Genomic DNA, 24,410 nt, shown 5'->3' on the forward strand with positions numbered 1-24,410 from the left:
CTGCACACGCTGCGCAAGATGGTCACCGGCAAGGCGGTCACCACGGACGCGGTCACCGTGCGGCAGGTGGAACGCGAGCGCTGGTCGGCCTCCGCGCCTACACCGGCTCCCGGCTCCCGGGCTGCGGGCTGCGGGCTGCGGGCTGCGGGCTGCGGGCTGCGGGCTGCGGAAGGCTTCGCGGGCCCTCCCGGTACGCGAAAAAGGGCCGGGCCCGGTGCCCCCGAAGGGGAACCGGGCCCGGCCCGACCGTCTGCCGACGGGTACCGCTTAGTTGTCGTCCTCGTCGATCAGGAAGCCCCGCATGGGAGACGGCGCCTGCTGCATCGGCTGCGGAGCGACCGGTCGCACCGGAGCCATCGGCTGCGTCATCGCCGGGGACATCTGCTGCTGGTTCCCGTAGGACGGGGCCATCGGCGACGGACCGCCCATGGGCGACGGGCCACCCATCGACGGGCCACCCATGGAGTGCATCGCACCGGCCGGGGCCATCGACGGGGACGGCGACGGCGGCAGCGCGGGACCGGCGGGGTTCCGCGGCGGAGCCAGCGAGTCGTCGGCCTGGGTCTCCAGCTGGCGCAGCTGCGACTCGAGGTAGGACTTCAGACGGGTCCGGTACTCGCGCTCGAAGCCTCGCAGGTCCTCGACCTTGCGCTCCAGCGTGGCGCGGGCGGACTCCAGGGAGCCCATCGCGACGCGGTGCTTCTCCTGCGCGTCCCGCTCCAGCGCGTCGGCCTTGGCGCGGGCGTCCCGCTCCAGGCCCTCGGCGCGCGAACGGGCCTCGCCGACGATCTTGTTGGCCTCGGAACGGGCCTCCGCGATCGCCTGGTCGGCGGTCTGCTGCGCGAGCGAGAGGACGCGGGCGGCGCTGTCTCCACCGGGGCCCTGCTGCGGGAGCTGCTGCGGCTGCTGCTGGTGCATCTGCTGGCCCATGGGCTGCATCTGCCCCATCGGCTGCATCTGCTGGCCCATCGGCTGGCCGAGCGGGTTCTGGCCACCCATGGACTGCTGCTGCATGGGGTTGCCCATCGGGCCGGGGCCCTGCTGGCCCATGCCCTGCTGGCCCATCTGCTGCTGGCCCATCTGCTGCTGGTTGCCCATGCCGTGCTGCTGCATGGGGCCGCCCATCGGGCCCTGACCCTGCTGGCCGTGGCCGCCGGGGCCGGCCGACAGCTGGGGCTGTCCGCCCGGAAGCTGCGGCGGGCCCATCTGGGGCTGCTGCTGCTGCGGCGGGCCGGATATGGCCGCGGGCACGGGGGCACCGGGGCCGCGCTGGTCCTGGGGCTCGGGCTTGCGCATGCCCTGCTGCTGCTGGTTCTGCGCGGCGGCGCGCGTGGCGGCAGCGAGCTTGGCGCGCAGGTCCTCGTTCTCGCGCAGCAGGCGAGTCAGTTCGGACTCGACCTCGTCGAGGAAGGCATCGACCTCGTCCTCGTCATAGCCTTCTCGGAGGCGGACGGTCGTGAACTGCTTGTTCCGCACGTCCTCGGGAGTCAGCGGCATGTCTTCTTCACCTCTACGTAGTCGTCGGCAGTCGGCAAGACCGTATCGGGACTGTCCCCGCGCCCGCGGGGAAGCTCATCGTTCACACGCTTCTCGCAGCGGTGCTCACGAAACTGATGAGGATGTAAACGATGATCATCAGAACGAAGAAGGACAGGTCGAGTGCCACGCCCCCGAGACGCAACGGCGGGATGAGCCGCCGGAGAAGCTTGAGCGGTGGATCGGTGACAGTGTAGGTGGCCTCAAGAACGACCACCATCGCCTTGCCGGGCGTCCATGAACGTGCGAATTGGAACACGTAGTCCATGACCAGTCGGAAGATCAGGACGCCGAGGAAGCACATCAGCACGATGTAGACGACCTCGAGTGCGACACCCATCCCGCGCTTCCCTCTCCCCGTATCCCGCTCTGTTCCCGGCCCCGTATCTGACGGATCGGTCTAGCTTTGGTTGAAGAACCCGCCCTCCGCGATGCGGGCCTTGTCCTCCGCCGTGACATCGACGTTAGCAGGCGACAGCAGGAACACCTTCTGTGTCACTCGTTCAATGCTGCCGTGCAGACCGAACACGAGACCTGCGGCGAAGTCGACCAGACGCTTCGCGTCCGTGTCGTCCATCTCCGTGAGGTTCATGATCACCGGAGTGCCCTCACGGAAGTGTTCCCCGATGGTACGGGCCTCGTTGTAGGTCCGGGGGTGCAGCGTCGTGATGCGGTACGGCTCCCGCTCGGAGACGACCTTGGGCATGATCACGGGTGCGTTCTTCTCCAGAATCGAGCGTTCGGGTGTGATGGATGCCACGGGGGCAATTCGCGCAGGACGTCCGTTTTCAACCGGAATTGGGAGGGGCTCCCTCTGCGCGGGAGGCTGTGCAACTCGTACCGGTTCGTCCGATACGGGCGTTTGGTGCGAGACGGGTTGCTGTCGCCGACGCTCCCGTTCCGGTTCCGGCTCGGGCTCGAACTCGTCGTCGGGGTCGTACCCCGGGCTGTCGTACCGGTCGTCCTCCACGAGGCCGAGGTAGACCGCCATCTTGCGCATCGCGCCGGCCATTCTCTGAGTCCTCCGCTCTGTGGTGGATCGCCCTGTCGCAGGTGTCTCGCCGTGTCACGAATGTCACCAACTGCCCGCGATCCACGTGGTCTGCCCGCTGATCAGCGGTAATGACCATATTTTCTGCTGTGGTCCGACTTTCTTCGCGACGTTACCCGAGCCGGGGTCTCGCGCCGAGTACCGCAGTGCCGACGCGTACATGTGTCGCACCGGCCGCAACGGCCTGTTCCAGGTCCGCGCTCATTCCGGCCGACACCATCGTGGCAGCAGGATGGTCCGCGCGCAGGCGGGATGACAATTCCACCAACTGCTCGAAGGCGGCTCGTTCGCGTCCCGCGAACCGCCCGGCCAGCGGAGCGACCGTCATGAGTCCGTCGATGCGCAGTCCGGGTGCCGCCGCCACGAGGTCCGCCAGCTCCGCGAGCTGTTCGGCCGCGGCGCCGCCGCGGGCCCCCCGCTCGCCCGACTCGGCGTCGAGGGCGATCTGCACGAGGCAGCCGAGTTCGCGTCCGGCGCCCCGCGCCGCCGCCGAGAGCGCCGTGACGAGCTTCGGCCGGTCGACGGACTGCACGATGTGCGCGTACCCGGCCACGGAACGGACTTTGTTCGTCTGCAACTGACCGACGAAGTGCCAGGTGAGCGGCAGATCCGCACAGGCCGCGGCCTTGGGGGCGGCGTCCTGGTCGCGATTTTCCGCCACGTGACGGACCCCCAGGTCCGCCAGCAGTCGTACGTCGCTCGCCGGGTAGGTCTTGGTGACCACGATGAGGGTCACCTCTTCCCTCGCGCGTCCCGCGGCCGCGCACGCGGCGCCGATCCGCCCCTCCACCCGCGCGAGGTTCTCGGCGAGCTCGGCCTTACGATCCGTCATTCCTCAGTCCAACCAGACATATCCGGCAAGCCGCCCGGTCACCCGGTCGCGGCGGTACGAGAAGTGGTCCCGCGACTCCAGTGTGCAGACCGGGGAACGGTGCGAGTCCACCACCCCCGCCTCGGCGAGCTGCGCGTGCACTCCCGCGACCACGTCGACGGCCGGTGTCCCCCAGCTGGTCTCGGCGTAGGCGGCCGGCACCACGTCGGCGACCGCCGCCCGCATCTCGGCGGGGACCTCGTAGCAGCGCCCGCACACCGCCGGTCCCGTGCGGGCCACCATGCGCGCGGGCTCCGCGCCCAGCGAGACCATCGCCTCGACGGTGGCGGACACGACCCCGGCGACCAGTCCGGGCCGCCCGGCGTGGGCGGCTCCCGCGACGCCGGCGACCGGGTCGGCCAGCAGGACGGGCGTGCAGTCGGCGGTGAGGACCGCGAGGGCGAGCCCCCTCCGGGTGGTGACCAGCGCGTCCACCGCGGGGACGTCCGCGCCGGCGGCCCACGGGCCGTCGACCACGGCGACCTCCCGCCCGTGCACCTGGTTCATCCAGACCACCTGGTCCGGCTCGATGCCCAGGCACTTGGCCGCGGCCGCCCGGTTCGCGCGAACGGCGGCCGGGTCGTCTCCGACCGCGCCGCCGAGGTTGAGCTCTTCGTACGGAACGGCGCTCACCCCGCCCCACCGGTCGGTGAAGGCGAAGTGGGCGCCGCTCTTGCCGTGCTGCTCCAGCGTCACTTCAAGAAGTCCGGGACATCCAGTTCCTCGGCCGGGCTGTCCTGGTACGGGCGGGCCGTCGGGACCTGCGGCGCGGGCGCCTCGGCGACCGGGGCCGGCGCGTGCGCGGGCTCCTCGCGCGGGGTGACCGAACCCAGCCCGCCGAAGGCCGGGCGAACCGGCTCGGCCGAGCGGACCGGAGCCGGGGCCGGCTCCTCACGCTTGGTGGACACGGCGCCGATGACGTTGTCCCGGCGGGCCGGGGGCTGTCCGCCGTCGAACCCGGCCGCGATCACGGTGACCCGCACCTCGTCGCCGAGCGCGTCGTCGATGACGGCGCCGAAGATGATGTTCGCCTCGGGGTGGGCGGCCTCGCTGACCAGCTGCGCGGCCTCGTTGATCTCGAAGAGACCGAGGTCCGAGCCGCCGGAGATGGAGAGCAGCACGCCGCGGGCGCCGTCGATGGACGCCTCCAGCAGCGGCGAGGAGATCGCCATCTCGGCCGCGGCCACCGCGCGGTCGTCGCCGCGGGCCGAGCCGATGCCCATCAGCGCCGAGCCGGCCTCGGACATCACGGACTTGACGTCGGCGAAGTCGAGGTTGATCAGACCGGGGGTGGTGATGAGATCGGTGATGCCCTGGACGCCGGAGAGCAGGACCTGGTCGGCCGACTTGAAGGCGTCGAGCACGCTGACCTGGCGGTCCGAGATGGACAGCAGTCGGTCGTTGGGGATGACGATGAGGGTGTCGACCTGCTCGCGGAGCTGGGCGATGCCGTCCTCCGCCTGGTTCGCGCGGCGACGGCCCTCGAAGGTGAACGGCCGGGTGACCACACCGATCGTCAGGGCGCCGAGCGAGCGGGCGATGTTGGCGACGACGGGTGCGCCGCCGGTGCCGGTGCCGCCGCCCTCTCCGGCGGTCACGAAGACCATGTCGGCCCCCTTGAGGACCTCCTCGATCTCCTCGCGGTGGTCCTCTGCCGCCTTGCGGCCGACATCCGGGTTGGCGCCGGCGCCAAGGCCGCGGGTGAGTTCGCGGCCGACGTCGAGCTTGACGTCGGCGTCGCTCATCAACAGCGCCTGGGCGTCCGTGTTGATGGCGATGAACTCGACGCCCTTGAGACCGACCTCGATCATTCGGTTGATGGCATTGACACCACCGCCGCCGACACCGATGACCTTGATGACTGCGAGGTAGTTCTGCGGTGCTGCCACGTCGAAGGCCTCTCGCCTCGAGTTACGTGTCGTTCGCCTCGCGGGCCTGCGGTGCGACGACTGATGCCGAAATGGGGAACGGTCCGTACGCGCCGACCCGAACCCTAACCCTGAAGTTTAGGGTTATGAGTGTGTCTGTTCCTTGGACTCTTCCGAACAGGACACTAAGTCGACAAGTAGCGCGTGTTCAACGAACACGCCGAACCTCCCGTTTTTCTTTTCACCCTATGTGATCACCCGTATCGCTGGCCAACCAGGGTGCGCCGTTGTTCGACCGGACGTCAACTACCGGACACCGCCGGGGCGGTGGGGACGCTCACGTCGAAGCGATCGGCCTTGGGCGAGGCCTTCAGGAGCGCCGTCAGAGCACGCCCCTTCGCGTCCCCCTGCTCGCCGCTCCCCCACGCCACGGTCCGGCCCCGCGTCAACTCCAGCACCACCGAGTCGTACGAGCCCACCTTGACCCGCACGGTCTCCTTGCGGATGGCCTCCGGGAGGCCGCCGGCGATCCCGACGGCCTCGTGCAGCAGCCGCTCCTCGTCGAAACGGCGGCCGCTCGGGGACCGGTCCGCGCTCAGCTCGAGGACCGGAACACCGCCGGGCGGCGTCACGACCGTGTCGAATCGCACACCGGAGGCGTCGACTTCCTCGTAGCCCGCGTCCTTCTTGACGAGCAGGACCGGCTTGCGTTCCGTCACCTTCAGCCCGATCCCGTGCGGCCACGCGCGCACCACGTCCACCGCGTCGACGCGGGGCAGCCGGCGGCGCACGCGGTCCTCGATCTCGTCGGTGTCCACGGACACCATGGGCGAGCCGACGGGCACGGCCGCCGCGAGGAGCACCTGTTGCCGGGTCAGGACCTCGGTGCCGCCCGCGGTGACCTTCTCGACCCGGAGCCAGGAGGAGCCGTAGAGCACCCAGGCGCAGCCGGCGGCCAGGAGCACCGCGAGGACGAGGGCGGCGACCAGGACGGGGCCCCGGCGCAGGCCCCTCAGGAGGGGCGGCCCGCCGGGGCCCGCGGAGCCGGATCCCCGGGGCCGCCTGGGCGGCTTGGGGGCTTTGGGCGCCTTGGGCCGCCGGAGCGAACCGGGCCCCTTCCCCGCGGCCCCGGGACTGCCGCGCTCCGCCGTGCTCGCTCCGGCCACTCCTGCGCCTCCTGCGTCCGTGCCTCCCGCCTCAGCGGGTCGTGTTGGCGGCGATCGCCTCGTACACCATGCCGACCAGCAGCTCGTCGGCGTCCCGGCGGCCGAACTCGCCGGCGGCCCGGGACATCTCGTACAGGCGGTGCGGGTCGGCGAGCACCGGGAGGATCTGGCCGAGCACCCAGTCGGGCGTCAGCTCCGCGTCGTCCACGAGCAGGCCGCCGCCGGCCTTGACCACCGGCTGGGCGTTGAGCCGCTGTTCGCCGTTGCCGATGGGCAGCGGGACGTAGGCGGCCGGCAGTCCGACGGCGGAGAGTTCGGCGACGGTCATCGCGCCCGCGCGGCACAGCATCATGTCGGCGGCGGCGTACGCGAGATCCATCCGGTCCACGTACGGTACCGGCACATAGGGCGGCATCCCGGGCATGTTGTCGACACGCGGCAGTTCGTTCTTCGGGCCGACCGCGTGCAGGACCTGGATCCCGGAGCGCTGGAGGGTCGGAGCGACCTGCTGGATCACCTCGTTGAGGCGGCGGGCGCCCTGCGAGCCGCCGGAGACCAGCAGCGTCGGCAGGTTGGGGTCCAGCCCGAAGGCGGCACGCGCCTCGGGGCGGACCGCGGCCCGGTCCAGGGTGGAGATGGAGCGGCGCAGCGGGATCCCGATGTAGCGGGCGCCGCGCAGCTTGCTGTCGGGCGTGGAGACCGCGACGGCGTGCGCGTACCGGGAGCCGATCTTGTTGGCCAGTCCGGGCCGGGCGTTGGCCTCGTGGACGATGATCGGCACCCCGAGGCGCTTGGCCGCGAGGTAGCCGGGCAGGGCCACGTAGCCGCCGAAGCCGACGACGCAGTCGGCCTTGGTGCGCTCGAGGATCTGCTCGGCGGCCTTGATGGTGCCGCGCAGCCGTCCGGGGACGGTGATCAGCTCGGGTGTGGGCCTACGGGGCAGCGGGACGGCCGGGATCAGTCCCAGCTCGTAGCCGCGCTCCGGCACCAGGCGGGTTTCGAGTCCGCGTTCCGTACCGAGGGCCGTGATGCCCACGGAAGGGTCCTGCCTGCGCAGGGCGTCCGCGAGGGCGAGCGCCGGCTCGATGTGGCCGGCGGTCCCCCCACCAGCGAGTACGACATGCACCGAAATTCACCGCTCTCCGGACGGACGCCTCTTGACGCGCCGTCTCATCGACTTCCATCTCTGCCCGGTCCGCGACCGGCCGCTGCGCGGCCTCCGCATCGCGAGGGCCGCGCGCGCCGCCGGCTCCTCCCGCGCGAACGCGATGAGCAGGCCGACTGCGAACATGGTCGGCAGCAGGGCCGACCCGCCGTAGGAGAACAGCGGGAGCGGGACCCCGGCGATCGGCAGCAGACCGAGCACCGCACCGATGTTGATCACGGCCTGTGCCGTGATCCAGGTGGTCACGCCTCCCGCGGCAAACCGTACGAAGGGGTCCTCCGTGCGTCCGGCCACGCGGATACCCGCATAGCCTAGGGCCGCGAACAGGGCGAGCACCGACAGCGTCCCCGCCAGACCCAGTTCCTCGCCGGTGATGGCGAAGATGAAGTCGGTGTGGGCCTCTGGCAGTTGCCCCCATTTTTCCACACTGGCGCCCAGCCCGGAACCGAACCATCCGCCGGAGGCCAGGGCGTAGATTCCGTGGACGGCCTGCCAGCAGAGGTCGTTCCTGCCGGGTTCGGTCGCTCCGATGCAGGCGAGCCGGTCCATGCGGTGCGGGCTGGTCTTGATCAACAGCGCGACGAGCGCGCCCGCGAAGGCCAGGACCGCCGCGAACATCCTCGTCGGCGCCCCGGCCAGCCACAGCAGGCCGAACAGGATGGCGCCGAGGATCACCGCGGTGCCCATGTCCCCGCCCAGCATGATGAGCCCGAGCAGCAGGAAGGTGACCGGGACCAGCGGCACCAGCAGGTGCTTCCACTGGCTCAGCAGGTCCTTGTCGCCCTTGCGCGCGAGCAGGTCCGCGCCCCACAGGATCAGTGCCAGTTTGCCGAACTCGCTGGGCTGGAGCATGAACGGGCCGCCGAGGGAGATCCAGTTCTGGTTGCCGTTGATCGAGACCCCTATCCCGGGGACCTGGACCAGGACCATCAGGAAGAGCGTGCCGGTCAGCACCGGGTAGGACAGCGCCCGGTGGAGTTTGACGGGCATCCGGGAGGCGATCAGCAGCAGGACGGTGCCGATCAGGGCGGCCAGGAACTGCTTCTTGAAGAAGTACGCGTCTCCGAGGCCGAGCTGGAGGGCTTTGATCATCGAGGCGGAGTAGACCATCACCAGGCCGAGCACCGTGATGAGCAGCGAGCTGCCGAAGATCAGGTAGTACGCGGTGAGCGGCCGGTCCCAGGCACGGCGGAGCCGCTGCTGCGTACGCCGCAACCCGGCGAGCGGTCCGCCCGCGGCGGACCGCTTCGCGCTCGCGGCGGGGCGGCTGCGGCCCGGCGAGCGGCCGGCCCCGGATGCTCTGGCGGACCGCCCGGGCTTGTCGGTTCCGGCTGCCCTGGCGGCGGACGGCCGCCGTCCCGGCAGCACTTGCTTGGCCGGCATCTGTGATCTTCCCCTCCACTCGTACGAGGCGAGGCGAGCGGCCGGCGCGTACGGGAGCCCCGGAGCTAGGCCCTGTCGGCGGCCAGTTCGCGCACCGCGTCGGCGAACGCGTCCCCGCGCTCGTTGTAGTTCGCGAACATGTCCATCGAGGCACAGGCGGGCGCCAGCAGCACCGTGTCGCCGGGCTCCGCGAGCCGGGCCGCTTCCCGGACCGCCGCGAGCATCGCCCCAGTGTCGGTCCGCTCGAGGTCCACGACCGGGACCTGCGGGGCGTGTCGCGCCAGTGCCTCGGCGATCAGCGCCCGGTCGGCGCCGATCAGCACGGCGGCCCGCAGCCGCTTCGCCGACCTCTGTACGAGCTCGTCGAAGGTCGCGCCCTTGGCGAGGCCGCCGGCGATCCAGACGACCGGGTCGAAGGCGGCCAGGGACGCCTCGGCGGCGTGGGTGTTGGTGGCCTTGGAGTCGTCGACGTACGTGACGCCGTCCACCTCGTCCACGTGGCTGACCCGGTGCGCGTCCGGCCTGAAGGCGCGCAGGCCGTCGCGGACGGCGCTCGCCTTCACGCCGAAGGCGCGCGCCAGGGCCGCCGCGGCGAGCGCGTTGGCGATGTTGTGGGGGGCCGGGGGGTTGACGTCCGCGACCTCGGCGAGCTCCTGGGCGTTCTTCTGCCGGTTCTCCACGAAGGCGCGGTCGACGAGGATGCCGTCGACCACGCCGAACATGGAGGGGCCGGGGGCGCCGAGGGTGAAGCCGATCGCCCGGCAGCCCTCTTCGACGTCGGCCTCCATGACCAGGTTCTCGGTGGCCTTGTTGTCGGCGGCGTCCGCGTTGTAGACGCAGGCCACCGTGTTGCCCTCGTAGATCCGGCCCTTGTCGGCGGCGTAGGCCTCCATCGAGCCGTGCCAGTCGAGGTGGTCCGGGGCGAGGTTCAGGACGGCCGCCGAGTGGACGCGCAGCGAGGGCGCCCAGTGCAGCTGGTAGCTGGAGAGCTCGACGGCGAGGACGTCGTACGGCTCCTCGCCGAGGACCACGTCGATGATCGGGGTGCCGATGTTCCCGACGGCCGCCGTCCTGAGACCGGCCGCCGTCAGGATCGAGGCGAGCATCTGGGTGGTCGTGGTCTTGCCGTTGGTGCCGGTGATCGCGAGCCAGGGGGCAGGTTCCCTGCGGGGCTCACCGGACCGCGACGCGCGCAGGTCCTCGGCGGCCTCGCGGAGGAGCCAGGCGATCTCGACGTCGCCGACGACGTCCACGCCGGCCGCGGCGGCCGCCGCGAACAGCGGGCTGTCGGGCTTCCAGCCGGGCGAGGTGACCACGAGGTCCGTGCCCTCGGGCAGGACCTCGCCGGCCCGTCCGCCGCCGTCCAGGAGGCCGAGGCGGACCTCGATGCCCAGCTCCGCCAGCCCGGCGGCCCGCACGCGGTGCGCGTCGCCGTCGCCGTTGTCGACGACCGTCACCCGCGCACCCAGCCCGGCCAGGGCGCGCGCGGCGCTGATGCCGCTCACGCCGAGGCCGGCGACGGTGATGTTCTTGCCCTGCCAGGAGGTCACTTGTCGGCTGCCCATCCCGCGTAGAAGACTCCGAGACCCACGATCACGCACATGCCCTGGATGATCCAGAAGCGGACCACGACAAGGACTTCCGACCAGCCCTTGAGTTCGAAGTGGTGCTGGAGCGGGGCCATCCGGAAGACGCGCTTGCCGGTCAGCTTGAAGGAGCCGACCTGGATGACGACCGACATGGTGATGAGGACGAAGAGGCCGCCCAGCAGCGCCATCAGGAACTCGGTGCGGGAGCAGATCGCCAGACCGGCGAGCGCGCCGCCGAGGGCCAGCGAACCGGTGTCGCCCATGAAGATCTTGGCGGGCGAGGTGTTCCACCACAGGAAGCCGAAGCACGCGCCCATCAGGGCGGAGGCGACGATCGCCAGGTCCAGTGGGTCTCTCACCTCGAAACAGGCGGCCGGGTTGGTCAGGGTCTGCGCGTTGGCGCAGGACTCCTGGTACTGCCAGACGCCGATGAAGGTGTAGGCGCCGAAGACCATCACGGCGGCGCCGGTGGCCAGGCCGTCCAGTCCGTCGGTCAGGTTCACGCCGTTGGACATCGCCAGGATCATGAACAGCGCCCAGACCACGAACAGCACCGGTCCGATGGACCAGCCGAAGTCCGTGACGAACGACAGCTTCATCGAAGCCGGGGCGTTGCCGCGGGCGTCCTTGAACTGCAGCGCGAGCACCGCGAAGGCGATGCCGACGATCAGCTGGCCGGCCATCTTGGCCTTGGCCCGCAGACCCAGCGAACGCTGCTTGACGATCTTGATGTAGTCGTCGAGGAAACCGACCAGACCCATGCCCGCCATCAGCATGAGGACGAGCACGCCCGAGAAGGTCGGCGTGCTCCCGGTGATCACCTTGGTGAGGGCGTACGCGATCAGCGTGGCCAGGATGAAGGAGATGCCGCCCATGGTGGGCGTGCCCTTCTTCCCGGCGTGGCCGCGCGGACCGTCGTCACGGATGAACTGGCCGTAGCCCTTGCGGGCCAGACCCTTGATCAGCAGCGGGGTGCCGATGAGCGTGAGGAAGAGTCCGATGACTCCGGAGAACAGGATCTGCCTCATCGGCCGGCGACCTCGCCCTCGCGCTCCAGCAACGCCAGCGCGACCCGCTCCAGACCAATGGACCTGGAAGCCTTCACCAGCACGACGTCACCCGGGCGCAGTTCACTGCGCAACAGGTCGACCGCCGCCTGCGCGTCGGACACGAGCACCGACTCCTCACCCCACGAACCCTCGTTATATGCGCCCAGTTGCAGCCAGGACGCTTCCCTGCCCCCGACTGCGACGAGCTTGCTCACGTTGAGCCGGACGGCGAGCCGTCCCACCGCGTCGTGCTCGGCCAGCGACGCGTCACCGAGCTCGGCCATGGGGCCGAGCACCGCCCACGTACGTCCCCCGTTGGCCCTGGCGTTGCCGCCCATCGCGGCGAGCGCGCGCAGAGCGGCCCGCATGGACTCGGGATTCGCGTTGTAGGCGTCGTTGACGATCGTCACACCGTCCGCGCGCTCGGTGACCTCCATCCGCCACCGGGACAGCGAGCCCGCCCCGGAGAGCGCGGTGGCGATCTCCTGGGTGGACATGCCCAGTACGTGGGCGACGGCGGCCGCGGCGAGCGCGTTCGACACGTGGTGCTCACCGTACAGCCGCAAGGTCACTTCGCCGCACCCGGTGGGTGTGTGGAGTGTGAAGGAGGGCTGCCCTTCCGGTGTCATCCGCACATCGGTGGCCCGTACGTCGGCGTCCTCGGCCTCACCGAACAGGACCGTACGGGCCTTCGTGCGGGCGGACATCGCGCGGACCAGGGGGTCGTCGGCGTTCAGCACGGCGATTCCGCCGTCGTCCCGGGCCGGCAGGGCTTCCACCAGCTCGCCCTTGGCCTGGGCGATCTGTTCGCGGCCGCCGAACTCGCCGATGTGGGCGGTCCCGACGTTCAGCACGAGGCCGATGCGCGGGGGCGTCAGACCGGTGAGGTAGCTGATGTGGCCGATCCCGCGGGCCCCCATCTCCAGGACCAGGTGCCGGGTTTCCGCCGTGGCCTTCAGCGCGGTGAGCGGCAGGCCGATCTCGTTGTTGAGGGAGCCGGGCGTCCACACGGTGGGGGCGTGCTCCTGGAGCACCTGCGCGATGAGGTCCTTGGTGGAGGTCTTCCCCGCGGAGCCGGTCAGGGCCACCACGTCGGTGCCCAGGCGCTCGACGACCGCGCGGGCGAGGGCCCCGAGGGCCTTCTCCACGTCGGGGACGACCACCGCGGGCACGCCCACGGGCCGGGCCGCGAGGACGGCCGCGGCGCCCGCGGCGACCGCGCGCTCCGCGTAGTCGTGGCCGTCGACCTGCTCACCGGCGAACGCGGCGAACAGGCTGCCGGGCTCCACCTGGCGGGAGTCGATGACGACGGGCCCGGTGATGCGGACGGACGGATCCGGTATGTCGTGGGGCCGCCCGCCGGTGATGTCGGCGATCTCGGCGAGGGAGAGGGCGATCACTGGTTCACCTCGGCCTGTCGGGCACGCTGTCGGGCTTGGGTCTCGATGGCCGCGCGCAGGACCGCCCGGTCGTCGAAGGGACGTACGACGCCTGCGGTGTCTTGGCCCTGCTCGTGGCCCTTTCCGGCCACCAGCACGGTGTCCCCGGCCTCGGCGCGCCCGACGGCCGCGGCGATGGCCGCCGCCCGGTCGGCGTCGACGAGGACCGCCGCGCGTTCGGCGGCGGGGACGGACACGGCGCCTTCGAACATCGCGGCCAGGATCGCCAGGGGGTCCTCGGAGCGCGGGTTGTCGGAGGTGAGCACGGCGGTGTCGGCGAACCGGGCGGCCGCGGCGCCCATCGGGCCCCGCTTGGTGACGTCGCGGTCGCCGCCGCAGCCGAGTACGACGTGCAGCTTGCCGGTGGTGACCTCGCGCAGGGCCCGCAGGACCGATTCGACGGCGTCCGTCTTGTGCGCGTAGTCGACGACGGCCAGGTACGGCTGTCCCGCGTCGACCCGCTCCAGCCGGCCGGGCACGCCGGGGACCGCGGCGACTCCGTCGGCGGCGTCCTGCGGGTCGAGTCCGGCGGCGGCGAGCGTGACGATCGCGGCGACGGTGTTGGCGACGTTGAACGGGCCGGGCAGCGGGGCGGTGGCCCGCACGCGCTGCCCCTCCGGGCCCACCAGGGTCAGGGTCGAGTCGCTGTGGCCCGAGACCACGTCCTCGGCGCGCCAGTCGGCGGCCGGGTCGCCCGCGGCGGAGAAGGTGACGACGGGGATCCGCGCCTCCTTGGCGAGGCGCCGGCCGTACTCGTCGTCGAGGTTGACCACTCCGAGGCGGGCCCGGCGCTCGGTGAAGAGCTGCGCCTTGGCCTGGAAGTAGTCCTCCATGCCGGAGTGGAACTCCATGTGTTCCGGGCTCAGGTTGTTGAAGACGGCCACGTCGAAGACGCAGCCGTCGACGCGGCCGAGCACCAGCGCGTGGCTGGAGACCTCCATGGCGACGGCCTCGACCCCGCGTTCGCGCATGACCGCGAACAGCGCCTGCAGGTCGGTGGCCTCGGGGGTGGTGCGCTCGGACTTGATGCGTTCGTCCCCGACGCGCATCTCGACGGTGCCGATGAGGCCCGTCTTCCGTCCGCTGCCGCGCAGGCCGCCCTCGACGAGGTACGCCGTGGTGGTCTTGCCGGAGGTGCCGGTGATGCCGATCTGGAGCAGGCCTTCGCCCGGCCTCCCGTAGATCGCGGCGGCCAGTTCGCCCATCCGGCCGCGCGGATCGGCGACGGCGAGGACCGGCAGTCCGGTGGCCGCGGCGCGCTGCGCGCCGTCCGGGTCGGTCAGCACGGCCGCGGCGCCGAGCGCGGCCGCCTGCGCGGCGAAGTCGGCGCCGTGCAGGCGGGCGCCGGGCAGGGCCGCGTACAGGTCTCCGGGACGCACGGCACGGGAGTCGTGCGTGATGCCGGTGATCCGCACCCCGCTGCTCCGCGGAGGCGCGCCGGGGGCTTCGACTCCCAGCAGGTCCGCCAGCTCGCCGAGAGGCGTCGGGCGGGCGGACAGGGGGCGCGGCGCTCCCGGCGGCGTTGCCGGGGCGTCATTCTGGGTGGTTCTGGGCTGATCAGCGTGGGACACGGCGGTGAGCGTACCGGGCCCGGCGGGCCCCCCGCGAAGCGAGGGCCCGCCCTCGGTGCCGGCGCCCGTGCGGTTCCCGGGTTTGGGGGTGATCGTTGTCACTGATGGTGCCTCACGCTCTTCTGGGGCGGGCCTGCCGGGCCGCCGGTCACCGGACCGGCTGCGGGCTCGGCTGGGGGCCGGGCTGCGCGCCGGGTTCGTAGGTGACCGGGAGCCCGGCGGGGTCGGTTCCGGTGGGGGCGACCTGGAGGGTCTTGAGGGCGAACTCCATGACCTTCTTGTAGATGGGCCCGCAGATCTGGCCGCCGAAGTAGCTGCCCTTGGTGGGGTTCTGGATGGCGCAGTAGACCGTGATGCGGGGATCGTCGGCGGGCGCGAAGCCCGCGAAGGAGGCGGTGTAGCCCTTGTAGCGGCCGGTGGCCGGATCCACCCGGTTGGACGTGCCGGTCTTGCCGCCGACCCGGTAGCCCGGGATGCGGGCCTTGGTGCCGGTGCCCTCCTGGTCGTCGACCACCGACTCCAGCATCGCGGCGAGGGTCTTGGAGGTCTCCGGGCTGATCACGCGGGTCTGCGGGGGCGCCGGTGCCGGGGTGAAGCGGCCGTCGGGCCCCTTGGTGCCGCGGACGAGGGTCGGCTGGACGCGGACGCCTCCGTTGGCGATGGTCGAGTACACGGAGGCCGCCTGCATGGCGTTGAGGGACAGGCCCTGGCCGAAGGGGATCGTGTACTGCTGGGAGGTGGACCAGGCCTCGGGCTTGGCGAGGATGCCGCGGGACTCGCCCGGGTAGTTCAGTCCCGTGGGCTGCCCGATGCCGAACTTGTTCAGGTAGGAGTACAGGACCTTGTTGGCCTCGGGCTGCGTCGGGCCGAGCTGGCCGGTGGCCAGGATGGTCCCGATGTTGGAGGACTTGGCGAGGACCCCGTTGAGGGTCAGGTACCAGGTCGGGTGGTCGATGTCGTCCTTGAACAGCCGGTCGCCGCGGTGCAGCCGGTTGGGGACCTCGACCTGGGTCTCGGCGGTGGCCTTCTTCTCCTCGACCACGGCGGCCATCGACATCACCTTGGCGGTGGACCCGGGCTCGTACACGTCCTGGAGCGCGGCGTTGCCCATGGCGGCGGAGCTGGCCTTGGACAGGTCGTTGGGGTCGAAACCGGGGGCGTTGGCCATGGCCAGCACCTCGCCGGTGCGGGTGTCCTGGACGATGACGTACCCGCGGTCGGCCTCCGACTTGGCGACCTGCTCGGTGATGGCGCTCTGCGCGGCCCACTGGATGTCGCGGTCGATGGTCAGCTCGATGTCCTCGCCGGGCACGGCGGGCTTCTCGCTGGATCCGGCGGTGGGCACCCGGCGGCCGCCGGACTGGGCGTAGGTGAGCTCGCCGTCCTTGCCGGCCAGCTTCTTGTCGAGCGAGGACTCCAGTCCGCCGCCGCCCTTGCCCTCGGCGTTGACGTAACCCAGTATCCCGGCGGCGAGATCACCGTTGGGGTACACGCGCTTGCTGCTGTTCTCGTTGAACACGCCGGCCAGGACGTTGGCGCCGGGCCCGTTGTTCCGCTTGTCCGCGGTGGACTTCTCGGCGAAGACCTTCTTGAGGTCCTTGATCTGGTTCCAGACCTGGGGGGTCTGGCGGCGGGCGAGGACGACGTAGCGGGTGTTCTTCGTCTTCAGGCGCTCGGTGAGTTCCTTGGCGTCCTTGCCGATGATCGGCGCGAGGAGGGCGGCCGCCTGCTCGGGGGCGTCCGGGGCCTTGCTCTCCTGCGGGGTGAACATGTGCGGGTCCGCGGTGATGTCGTAGGCGTCCACGCTGGTGGCCAGTGCCACGCCCTTGCGGTCGGTGATCTCCCCGCGCTCGGCGGCCAGGGTGTAGCTGGCGAACCGGTTCTCGGAGGCCTTGGCGGAGTACGCGGACGCGTCGACGGCCTGGACCTGGAGCAGGCGTACGACGAACGCCACCATCACCAGCGTCAGGCCGACGCTCACCAGCCGCAGGCGGGGCTTGGGGGCACCGAGCCGGATCGTGTGCGGTTTCCGCGCCGGGGCGGGGCGGCGGGTGGCGGGCCGCGACGCCGGCCTGGCCGAGGCCCGCGCCCGCTCCCCCGCCGGCCTGGCCCGCCCCGGCCCGGGCACCCGCCGCCGCGGCTCCTGCGGGCTCACGCGAGGGCTCCCGGCCGCGCCGAAGCTCCCGGGGCAGCGCCCGGCCGGGAGTTCCCCCGGCCGGAGACCGGTGGGCGGAGGAAGGGCGGGGCGGGGACAGCCCCCGCAGGGGTACGCGTCACAACGTCACCTTCCGGGGGTCTGACCGGGCTGCGGGGTCGCACCCTGCGCAGCGGAGGGGGCCGGGCCCGAAGGGCCCGAGGAGGGCGGCACCAGCGCCGGGGAGCCCGCAGGGCTCGGCACGGCGGAGGCGGCCACGGGCGAGGTCCCGGAGGGAACCGGCGGGGCGGACGGGGGCGGCGGCTCCGCCGCGGCCGAGGCGCTGCCGGCGACCTTGCCGTCCGCCCCGATGAAGACGGGGCTGCCCCCCGGCACCAGGCCGAGCTCGTGCGCCCGGCGCTGCAGGGCGTCGGGCGCCGAGTACCCGTCCACGTCCCGTTGCAGCGCCTGCTCCTCGTCCGTGAGGGCGGTGGTCTCCTTGCGCAGCTTGCTCAGCTGGAAGGAGCCCTGGTTCAGCGCCGAGTTCAGCAGCAGCAGGCTGATCAGCCCGCCGCCCAGCAGCGCGACGACCAGCAGGACGAACGGCGTCCGCGCCGCCTGCCCCGCGACCGGTCCCCCCAGGACCCGCCCCAGTCGTCTCACAGCCGCGCCTCCCGGATCCGTTCCACCCCGCGGAAGCGGGCCGGCGCCGCGCGCCGGTTCTCCGCGATCTCTTCCTCCGTCGGCAGCTCCGCGCCGCGCGTGAGCAGCTTCAGCTTCGGCTGGTACTTCTCCGGTACGACCGGCAGTCCGGGCGGGGCCGTGGAGGTGGCGCCGGCCGCGAAGACCTGCTTGACGAGGCGGTCCTCGAGCGAGTGGTACGAGAGCACCGCGATCCGTCCGCCGACCGCGATCCGGTCCACGGCGGCGGGGATGGCCCGCTCCAGTCCGGACAGCTCGCCGTTGACCTCGATGCGCAGCGCCTGGAAGGTGCGCTTGGCCGGGTTGCCGCCGGTGCGCTTGGCCGCCTGCGGGAGCGAGTCGCGGATCAGTTCCACGAGCCGCGCGCTGTTGGTGAAGGGTTCACCGGCCCGCTCGCGGACCACCGCGGACACGATCCGCTTGGCCTGCTTCTCCTCGCCGTACTGGCGCAGGATCCGGACCAGCTCGCCGGGCGGGTAGGTGTTGAGGACCTCGGCCGCGCTGATCCCGGTCGTCTGGTCCATCCGCATGTCCAGCGGCGCGTCCTGCGCGTAGGCGAAGCCGCGGTCGGCCTCGTCGAGCTGCATGGAGGAGACGCCGAGGTCGAAGAGGATGCCCTGGACGGAGGGGATCCGCAGGCCGTCCAGCACCTCGGCCAGGTCGGCGTAGATGGCGTGGACGAGGGTGGCCCGGTCCCCGAAGGGCGCGAGGCGCTCCCCGGAGAGGCGCAGGGCCTCCTTGTCCCGGTCGAGGCCGATGAGGTGGACGTCGGGGAACCGGGTGAGCAGGGCCTCGCTGTGGCCGCCGAGGCCGAGGGTGCAGTCGACGACGACGGCCCCGGGCCTCTCCAGTGCCGGGGCCAACAGGTCCAGGCACCGCTGGAGCATCACCGGGACGTGTCGGGACTCGCTAGTCAAAGCGCCCTCTCAGATAACGGCGCGGCAGGCATACGCCGCGCCGCGCACGCGGAGTCTTACCAAAGGGGCCGGGCGGCCGGTCAGGGCCGGGCTCCGGCCGGTTCGCGTCACTTTAGTGCAACGGTCGCCGCGGTCAACGAACCGCCCCGCGCGCCGTGCGACCCGCTCCCGACAAAGCCGCGAAAGCCGCGAATCACCCGGACGGACCGGCCTCTCTCACCCCTGTGGGTTAGCTCACAACAGGATGCGGTGACCTTCTTTGTCCACCCTCACTCGATGCCTGCACGGCCTGTGACCACTAACGTCTTATCCATGAAGCCTTCCGCACCCGTGCCCGCCTCGTCCGCCCCCAAGGCCTCCACGGCCGTCGGCGGCCGCTCCGTCACCGACCAGCTGGTGGAGTCGAACCGCGCCTACGCCGCGGACTTCACCGACCCCGGCATGGACGCCCGCCCGGTCCTCCACGTCGCCGTGGTGGCCTGTATGGACGCCCGCCTCGACCTGCACGCCGCCCTCGGCCTGGAGCTCGGCGACTGCCACACGATCCGCAACGCGGGCGGCGTCGTCACCGACGACACCATCCGCTCCCTCACCATCAGCCAGCGGGCGCTCGGCACACGCGCCGTGATACTCATCCACCACACCGGATGTGGTCTCGAAAGCCTGACCGAGGACTTCCGGCACGAGCTGGAGGACGAGGTCGGCCAGCGTCCCGCCTGGGCCGTCGAGGCCTTCCGCGACGTGGACCAGGACGTTCGCCAGTCCATGCAGCGGGTCCGGACGAACCCCTTCCTCCCCCACACGGACGATGTGCGAGGCTTCGTCTTCGACGTGCACACCGGCCTCCTGCGGGAGATCGATCCCACCTCCTGAGTGACACGAGGCCGCAACGCCGTCAAGAATGCGGGGAGACGTCACCCGGAGGACCTCCGGGCCGGTGTCCGCACTCGTGATTTCTGAGGTGTTTCGGGGTGGGCCGGTCATGCGCCATGGCGCCGGCCCTGTGAAAGGGTCGAGGAGAACCAGGTGACCACGTATGACGACCGAGCGAGCCTCGCGGATCTGACGAGCACGGCGCAGCGGGTGCGCGATTCGGTCGAGAGCGTGATCGAGGGCAAGCCCGAGGTCGTCCGCCTCGCGCTGACCGTGCTGCTCGCCGAGGGACACCTGCTCATCGAGGACGTCCCCGGCGTGGGCAAGACCATGCTGGCCAAGACGCTCGCCAAGTCCATCGACTGCTCGGTGCAGCGGATCCAGTTCACGCCGGACCTGCTGCCGTCCGACATCACCGGCGTCAGCATCTACGACCAGCAGCGGCGCGAGTTCGAGTTCAAGCCGGGCGCGATCTTCGCGCAGATCGTCATCGGCGACGAGATCAACCGGGCCTCCCCCAAGACGCAGTCCGCGCTGCTGGAGTCGATGGAGGAGGGCCAGGTCACCGTCGACGGCACCACGTACGCGCTGCCGAGCCCCTTCATGGTGGTCGCCACCCAGAACCCGGTGGAGATGGAGGGCACCTACCCCCTCCCCGAGGCCCAGCGCGACCGCTTCATGGCGCGCGTCTCCGTCGGCTATCCCAGCCCCGAGGCCGAGCTCGAGATGCTCGACGTGCACGGCGGGCTCTCCCCGCTCGACGACCTGACGGCCGTCGCGCACGCCCACGACGTCGTCAAGCTCATCGAGGCGGTCCGCGAGGTGTACGTCGCGGTGCCCGTCCGTCGTTACGTCGTCGACCTGGTGTCGGCCACCCGCAGCCACCCGGACCTGCGTCTGGGTGCCTCGCCCCGCGCCACCCTGCACCTGCTGCGCGCGGTGAAGGCCTCCGCCGCCCTGGCCGGGCGGGACTACGTCCTGCCCGACGACGTCCAGGCGCTGGCCGGACCGGTCCTCGCGCACCGGCTGCTGCCCACCGCGCAGGCCCAGCTGAGCCGCCGCACCGCCGAGCAGGTCGTGGCCGACATCCTCCAGCGCACCCCGGTACCGGCCGCGCCCGTGCGCGGCGAGATGCCGCCCGGCGCGGGCATCCGGGGCTTCTGATGAGCGCCGGTGCCCCGCACGGCGCCGGCGGCCGGGGTCCCGAGGACGGCGGCGGGCTGCGCGCGTCGCTGGCGGGCCTGACCACGCGCGGCCGCTCCTTCCTGGCCGCCGGGGTCGCCGCCGCCTTCTGCGCGTACGTCCTGGGCCAGTCAGGGCTGCTGCGGGTCGGGCTCCTGCTCGCCGTGCTGCCGCTGATCTGCGTCCTCGCCCTGCACCGCACCCGCTACCGGGTCTCCGGCAGCCGCAGGCTCACCCCGGTACGGGTGCCCGCGGGCGCCGAGGCCCGGGTGCAGCTGCGCCTCGACAACACCTCCCGGGTCCCGACGGGCCTGCTGATGCTCCAGGACCGGGTGCCTTACGTCCTGGGGCCCCGGCCCCGGTTCGTGCTGGACCGGGTGGAGCCGGGCGGCCGCCGCGAGGTGTCCTACCGGGTCCGCTCCGACCTGCGCGGCCGCTATCCGCTGGGCCCGCTCCAGCTGCGCCTCACCGACCCCTTCGGGCTGGTCGAGCTGACCCGCTCCTTCGCGGCCCACGACACCCTCACGGTGATACCGCGCACCGAGGCGCTGCCCGTGGTGCGCCTGGCCGGCGAGTCCTCCGGCTACGGCGACGGCAGCCGCCGCTCGCTGGCCCTGGCCGGCGAGGACGACGTGATCCCGCGCGGCTACCGGCGCGGCGACGACCTGCGCCGGGTGCACTGGCGCTCCACGGCCCGCTACGGCGAGCTGATGGTGCGCCGCGAGGAGCAGCCGCAGCGCAGCCGGGCCACCGTCCTGCTGGACACCCGCGGCCTCGCCTACGAGGGCGCCGGCCCCGACTCGGCCTTCGAGTGGGCCGTCTCCGGTGCCGCTTCGGCGCTGGTGCACCTGCTGGAGCAGGGCTACGCGGTCCGGCTGCTGACCGACACCGGGGACTGCGTGCCCCGCGAGGGCGGCGGCTTCACCTCGGGCGGCCAGGAGTCCGCGGAGGCGGCGGGCCTGATGATGGACACCCTCGCCGTGATCGGACACTCCGAGGGCGCCGGGCTCTCCCGGGCCTACGACGCGGTCCGGGGCACCGGCGCGGGCGGCGGTTTCGGCGGAGCGGGCGGTGACGGGCTCCTCATCGCCTTCTTCGGGGACCTGGACGACGTACAGACCGAGCTGGCGGCCAGGATGTGCCGGCGCAGCGGAGGGGCCGTGGCGTTCGTCCTGGACTCCGCGGACTGGTCCGGGCAACCGCCGGCGCTCGCGCGGGTGATGTCACGGGACCTGCCGTCGCCGGAGGAACGGATCGCCAGGCTGCGCGACGCGGGCTGGACGGCGCTGGCCGCCCCGCCGGGGGTGGCCTTCGGCGAGCTGTGGCGGCTGGCCGGGAGCGCGGCGACGGACACGGGCACGGGCACCGCTTCGGGTGCGGCGGGGGGCTGGGGATGAGCGGGCGGGCACGGCTGACGGTCTTCGCGGCACTGGCGACGCTGTTCACGGCGTGGTCGCTGAACCCGCTGGTGGGATCCGGCAGCTGGCTTCCCGAGGCGGCGCTGCTGCTGGCGCTGCAGAGCGGGGTGGGCGCGGGGGCGCGGCGGGTACCGCTGGCCCGGTCGCTGACCGTGGCGGCGCAGGTTCTCGTCTCGCTGCTGGCGCTGATGCTTCTGTTCGGCGGCAAGGCGCAGTCGCCGGCCGGCGACGGGGTGCTGGACTACCTGGTGACGGACTTCGGGTCGCTGTACGGCCAGGGCGTCCGGGACGTGAACGAGTTCGCGATCCCGGCTCCGCTGACGGACGGGATCCGGCTGCTGCTGGTGTCCGGAGTGTTGCTGATCGGGCTGCTGGTGGACCTGGTGGCGGTGACGCTGCGGATGGCCGCGGCGGCCGGGCTGCCGCTGCTCGCCCTGTACTCGGTGGCGGCGGGCCTGTCGGGCGCGACGTCCGGATCGGGCGACTCCTCGTGGTTCGCCTTCCTGCTGGCGGGCTGCGGCTACCTGTTGCTGCTGCTCTGCGAGGGCCGTGACCGGCTCGCGCAGTGGGGCCGGGTCTTCGGCGGGGCCCCGTCCGGGCAGGTGGCGGCGGGCTACGCGGGCGGCGGCCGGGCGGTCGCCCCGGTGCGCAGCGGGCGCCGGATCGGCGCGGTCGCGCTGGGCGTGGCCCTGGTGGTGCCCGCGGCGCTGCCCTCGCTGGGTGGCGGCCTCATGGGCACGGGCGGCGTGGGCAAGGGCGAGGGGACCGGCATCGGTCCCTCGATCCAGGCGGTCAACCCGCTGGTCTCGCTGCAGAGCAGCCTGAACGCACAGGACAACCGGGTGGTGCTGAAGTACCGGACCGACAGCCCGCAGCTGAGCGAGCAGTACCTGCGGATCCTGGCGCTGGACGAGTTCAACGGGGTCAAGTGGGAGGCCTCCGGCCGGCCCCTGACCGAGGTCCCGGAGCGGCTGCCGAACCCGCCCGGGGTGAGCGGCGCCGTCCTGGCCGGCGCGGCCGAGGTGCGCACCAGCGTCTCCTCGGCGCAGACGTACGCGCAGCGCTATCTGCCGATGCCGTATCCGGCGGTGCAGGTGGACATCGGCGGCAAGTGGCGGTTCGAGCCGGTCGGGCGGACGCTCGTCGGGGACCAGCTGGGGAAGGACAAGTTCCAGAACGCCCAGGGCGTCCAGTACACCGTACGGAGCCTGCTGCTGAAGCCGACGGCGGAGCAGCTGCAGAAGGCGCCGGAGCCGAACGGCGAGATCGAGGCCGAGTACACGCGGCTGCCGGAGAATCTGCCGCCGGTCGTCGCCGAGACGGCCAGGCAGGTCACGCGGGGCGCGAAGGACGACTACACGCGGGCCGTGAAGCTCCAGGACTACTTCGCGGTGAACGGCGGGTTCCGCTACGACACGAAGGTGTCCTCGGGTACGGGTTCGCAGGCCATCGCCCGGTTCCTCGCCGACAAGGAGGGCTTCTGCGTCCACTTCGCCTTCTCGATGGCCTCGATGGCGCGGACGCTGGGGATCCCGGCGCGGGTGGCGGTCGGGTTCACGCCCGGGGAGCGGCAGTCGGACGGCAGCGTGAACGTCTCGATGCGGGACGCGCACGCGTGGCCGGAGCTGTACTTCGAGGGCGTGGGCTGGACCCGCTTCGAGCCGACGCCGCGGTCGGGCATCACGGTGCCGGACTACAGCCGTCCCGCGGCCCCGGAGTCCCAGCCGACGGCGCCCACGGCGGCGCCTTCCGCCAGTACCGCGGGGCCCTCGGCCGCGCCGTCGAAGGCGGAGGACTGCCCGCCGGACCAGAAGAAGCTGGGCGAGTGCGGGGCGGCCGCGCAGAAGCAGGACGCGGGTTCGGGCGGCGGCGGTCCGTCGGCCGCCACGGTGGCGGCCTGGACCGTCGGCGGCCTCGCCCTGCTGGGCCTCCCGTTCCTCCCGTTCCTGTGGCGCGGGCGGCTGCGGGCCCGGCGGCTCGGTCCGGGTGACGTGCTGTCGGCGTGGCGGGAGCTGGGCGACTCGGCGTGGGACGTCGGGATCGCCCCGGACGAGGCGCTGTCCCCGCGGGGGGCGGCGGACCGCGTAGTGGCGCTCGGGCGGCTGGACGCGGGGGCGGCGGACGCCGTGCACCGGGTCTCGGCCGCGGTGGAGCGCGCGCTCTACGCCCCGCCCGGCGCGGAGGCCTCGTACGAGTCCCTGGCGCCCGACGTGCTGCTGGTCCGGGCCGGGCTGCTGGCCGCGGTGTCCCGGGTCACCCGCCTGCGGGCGCTGTTCCTGCCCCGTTCGGCGGCGCGCGTCCGCTGGGCCGCCTCGGCCCGCCGGTCGGCGCTGACCGAGCGTTTCGGGGCCGCCGCCGCCCGTCTCCGGACCCGGATCCCGCTCCGCGGCCGCGGCTGACCGCCGCTCGCCGTGGACCGCGTGCTGATCGGCGTCCACACCGCGACGCAGCGGCTCGACGAGGAACTGGGCACCGCCGAACGGCTGGTGGAGGTGC

20 protein-coding genes are annotated in these 24,410 nt (G+C 72.3%); 4 read left to right on the forward strand and 16 right to left on the reverse strand.

Features of this window, described 5'->3' with window-relative positions; all coding sequences use genetic code 11:
- Positions 1–267 precede the first annotated feature (267 nt).
- From ABZY44_RS31445 to rsmH, 16 genes are all read right to left on the reverse strand, one after another.
- Positions 268–1,497 carry a DivIVA domain-containing protein gene (locus ABZY44_RS31445; RefSeq protein WP_356659792.1) on the reverse strand — a complete coding sequence of 410 codons (1,230 nt, stop codon included), beginning with the start codon at positions 1,495–1,497 and terminating at the stop codon, positions 268–270.
- A gap of 82 nt (positions 1,498–1,579) precedes the next feature.
- Positions 1,580–1,876 (reverse strand): YggT family protein, encoded by a 297-nt coding sequence (locus tag ABZY44_RS31450; RefSeq protein WP_356659794.1) that lies wholly within the window; start codon positions 1,874–1,876, stop codon positions 1,580–1,582.
- Between the two features lie 60 nt (positions 1,877–1,936).
- Positions 1,937–2,548, reverse strand: a complete 612-nt coding sequence (gene sepF / locus ABZY44_RS31455; protein ID WP_356659796.1) for a cell division protein SepF — start codon at positions 2,546–2,548, stop codon at positions 1,937–1,939.
- A 151-nt stretch (positions 2,549–2,699) separates the two neighbouring features.
- On the reverse strand, positions 2,700–3,419 hold the full coding sequence (locus ABZY44_RS31460; RefSeq protein ID WP_356659798.1) for a YggS family pyridoxal phosphate-dependent enzyme: 720 nt from the start codon (positions 3,417–3,419) through the stop codon (positions 2,700–2,702).
- A gap of 3 nt (positions 3,420–3,422) precedes the next feature.
- On the reverse strand, positions 3,423–4,154 hold the full coding sequence (gene pgeF, locus ABZY44_RS31465) for a peptidoglycan editing factor PgeF (RefSeq protein ID WP_356659800.1): 732 nt from the start codon (positions 4,152–4,154) through the stop codon (positions 3,423–3,425).
- Positions 4,151–5,347 carry a cell division protein FtsZ gene (ftsZ, locus tag ABZY44_RS31470; RefSeq protein ID WP_356659802.1) on the reverse strand — a complete coding sequence of 399 codons (1,197 nt, stop codon included), beginning with the start codon at positions 5,345–5,347 and terminating at the stop codon, positions 4,151–4,153. Before ftsZ ends, pgeF begins: the two co-directional genes overlap by 4 nt.
- A gap of 281 nt (positions 5,348–5,628) precedes the next feature.
- Entirely contained in the window at positions 5,629–6,315 is a 687-nt protein-coding gene (locus ABZY44_RS31475) for an FtsQ-type POTRA domain-containing protein (RefSeq protein ID WP_356659828.1), read from the reverse strand.
- A 208-nt stretch (positions 6,316–6,523) separates the two neighbouring features.
- Positions 6,524–7,618 carry an undecaprenyldiphospho-muramoylpentapeptide beta-N-acetylglucosaminyltransferase gene (murG, locus tag ABZY44_RS31480; RefSeq protein ID WP_356659804.1) on the reverse strand — a complete coding sequence of 365 codons (1,095 nt, stop codon included), beginning with the start codon at positions 7,616–7,618 and terminating at the stop codon, positions 6,524–6,526.
- A 6-nt stretch (positions 7,619–7,624) separates the two neighbouring features.
- Complete coding sequence (gene ftsW, locus ABZY44_RS31485) at positions 7,625–9,040, reverse strand: putative lipid II flippase FtsW (RefSeq protein WP_356659806.1); 1,416 nt, start codon at positions 9,038–9,040, stop codon at positions 7,625–7,627.
- Between the two features lie 65 nt (positions 9,041–9,105).
- Positions 9,106–10,605 (reverse strand): UDP-N-acetylmuramoyl-L-alanine--D-glutamate ligase, encoded by a 1,500-nt coding sequence (gene murD / locus ABZY44_RS31490; protein ID WP_356659808.1) that lies wholly within the window; start codon positions 10,603–10,605, stop codon positions 9,106–9,108.
- Positions 10,587–11,657, reverse strand: coding sequence for a phospho-N-acetylmuramoyl-pentapeptide-transferase (gene mraY / locus ABZY44_RS31495; RefSeq protein ID WP_356659810.1), 1,071 nt, complete (start codon positions 11,655–11,657; stop codon positions 10,587–10,589). The genes murD and mraY overlap by 19 nt, the downstream gene beginning before the upstream one ends.
- The gene (gene murF, locus ABZY44_RS31500) at positions 11,654–13,078 is read right to left on the reverse strand and encodes a UDP-N-acetylmuramoyl-tripeptide--D-alanyl-D-alanine ligase (protein ID WP_356659812.1); all 1,425 of its coding nucleotides are present in this window, start codon (positions 13,076–13,078) and stop codon (positions 11,654–11,656) included. Before murF ends, mraY begins: the two co-directional genes overlap by 4 nt.
- Entirely contained in the window at positions 13,075–14,790 is a 1,716-nt protein-coding gene (locus tag ABZY44_RS31505) for a UDP-N-acetylmuramoyl-L-alanyl-D-glutamate--2,6-diaminopimelate ligase (RefSeq protein ID WP_356659814.1), read from the reverse strand. The genes murF and ABZY44_RS31505 overlap by 4 nt, the downstream gene beginning before the upstream one ends.
- 46 nt (positions 14,791–14,836) lie before the next feature.
- On the reverse strand, positions 14,837–16,843 hold the full coding sequence (locus tag ABZY44_RS31510; RefSeq protein WP_356659816.1) for a penicillin-binding protein 2: 2,007 nt from the start codon (positions 16,841–16,843) through the stop codon (positions 14,837–14,839).
- Positions 16,844–16,969: 126 nt separating this feature from the next.
- Positions 16,970–17,485, reverse strand: coding sequence for a hypothetical protein (locus ABZY44_RS31515; RefSeq protein WP_356659818.1), 516 nt, complete (start codon positions 17,483–17,485; stop codon positions 16,970–16,972).
- Positions 17,482–18,411: a 16S rRNA (cytosine(1402)-N(4))-methyltransferase RsmH gene (rsmH, locus tag ABZY44_RS31520; protein ID WP_356659830.1), complete on the reverse strand. Its 930-nt coding sequence runs from the start codon at positions 18,409–18,411 to the stop codon at positions 17,482–17,484. Before rsmH ends, ABZY44_RS31515 begins: the two co-directional genes overlap by 4 nt.
- 342 nt (positions 18,412–18,753) lie before the next feature.
- Between rsmH and ABZY44_RS31525 the strand changes: the two genes are divergently transcribed.
- The 4 genes from ABZY44_RS31525 (at position 18,754) to ABZY44_RS31540 (ending at position 24,313) form a co-directional block, all read left to right on the forward strand.
- Complete coding sequence (locus tag ABZY44_RS31525; protein WP_356659820.1) at positions 18,754–19,314, forward strand: carbonic anhydrase; 561 nt, start codon at positions 18,754–18,756, stop codon at positions 19,312–19,314.
- Positions 19,315–19,467: 153 nt separating this feature from the next.
- Positions 19,468–20,478: a MoxR family ATPase gene (locus tag ABZY44_RS31530; RefSeq protein WP_356659822.1), complete on the forward strand. Its 1,011-nt coding sequence runs from the start codon at positions 19,468–19,470 to the stop codon at positions 20,476–20,478.
- Positions 20,478–21,893, forward strand: coding sequence for a DUF58 domain-containing protein (locus ABZY44_RS31535; protein WP_356659824.1), 1,416 nt, complete (start codon positions 20,478–20,480; stop codon positions 21,891–21,893). Before ABZY44_RS31530 ends, ABZY44_RS31535 begins: the two co-directional genes overlap by 1 nt.
- Positions 21,890–24,313: a DUF3488 and transglutaminase-like domain-containing protein gene (locus ABZY44_RS31540; RefSeq protein WP_356659826.1), complete on the forward strand. Its 2,424-nt coding sequence runs from the start codon at positions 21,890–21,892 to the stop codon at positions 24,311–24,313. The genes ABZY44_RS31535 and ABZY44_RS31540 overlap by 4 nt, the downstream gene beginning before the upstream one ends.
- The last annotated feature ends 97 nt before the right edge of the window (positions 24,314–24,410 follow it).

This window comes from Streptomyces sp. NPDC006544, from assembly GCF_040611715.1.
Taxonomy (GTDB): domain Bacteria; phylum Actinomycetota; class Actinomycetes; order Streptomycetales; family Streptomycetaceae; genus Streptomyces.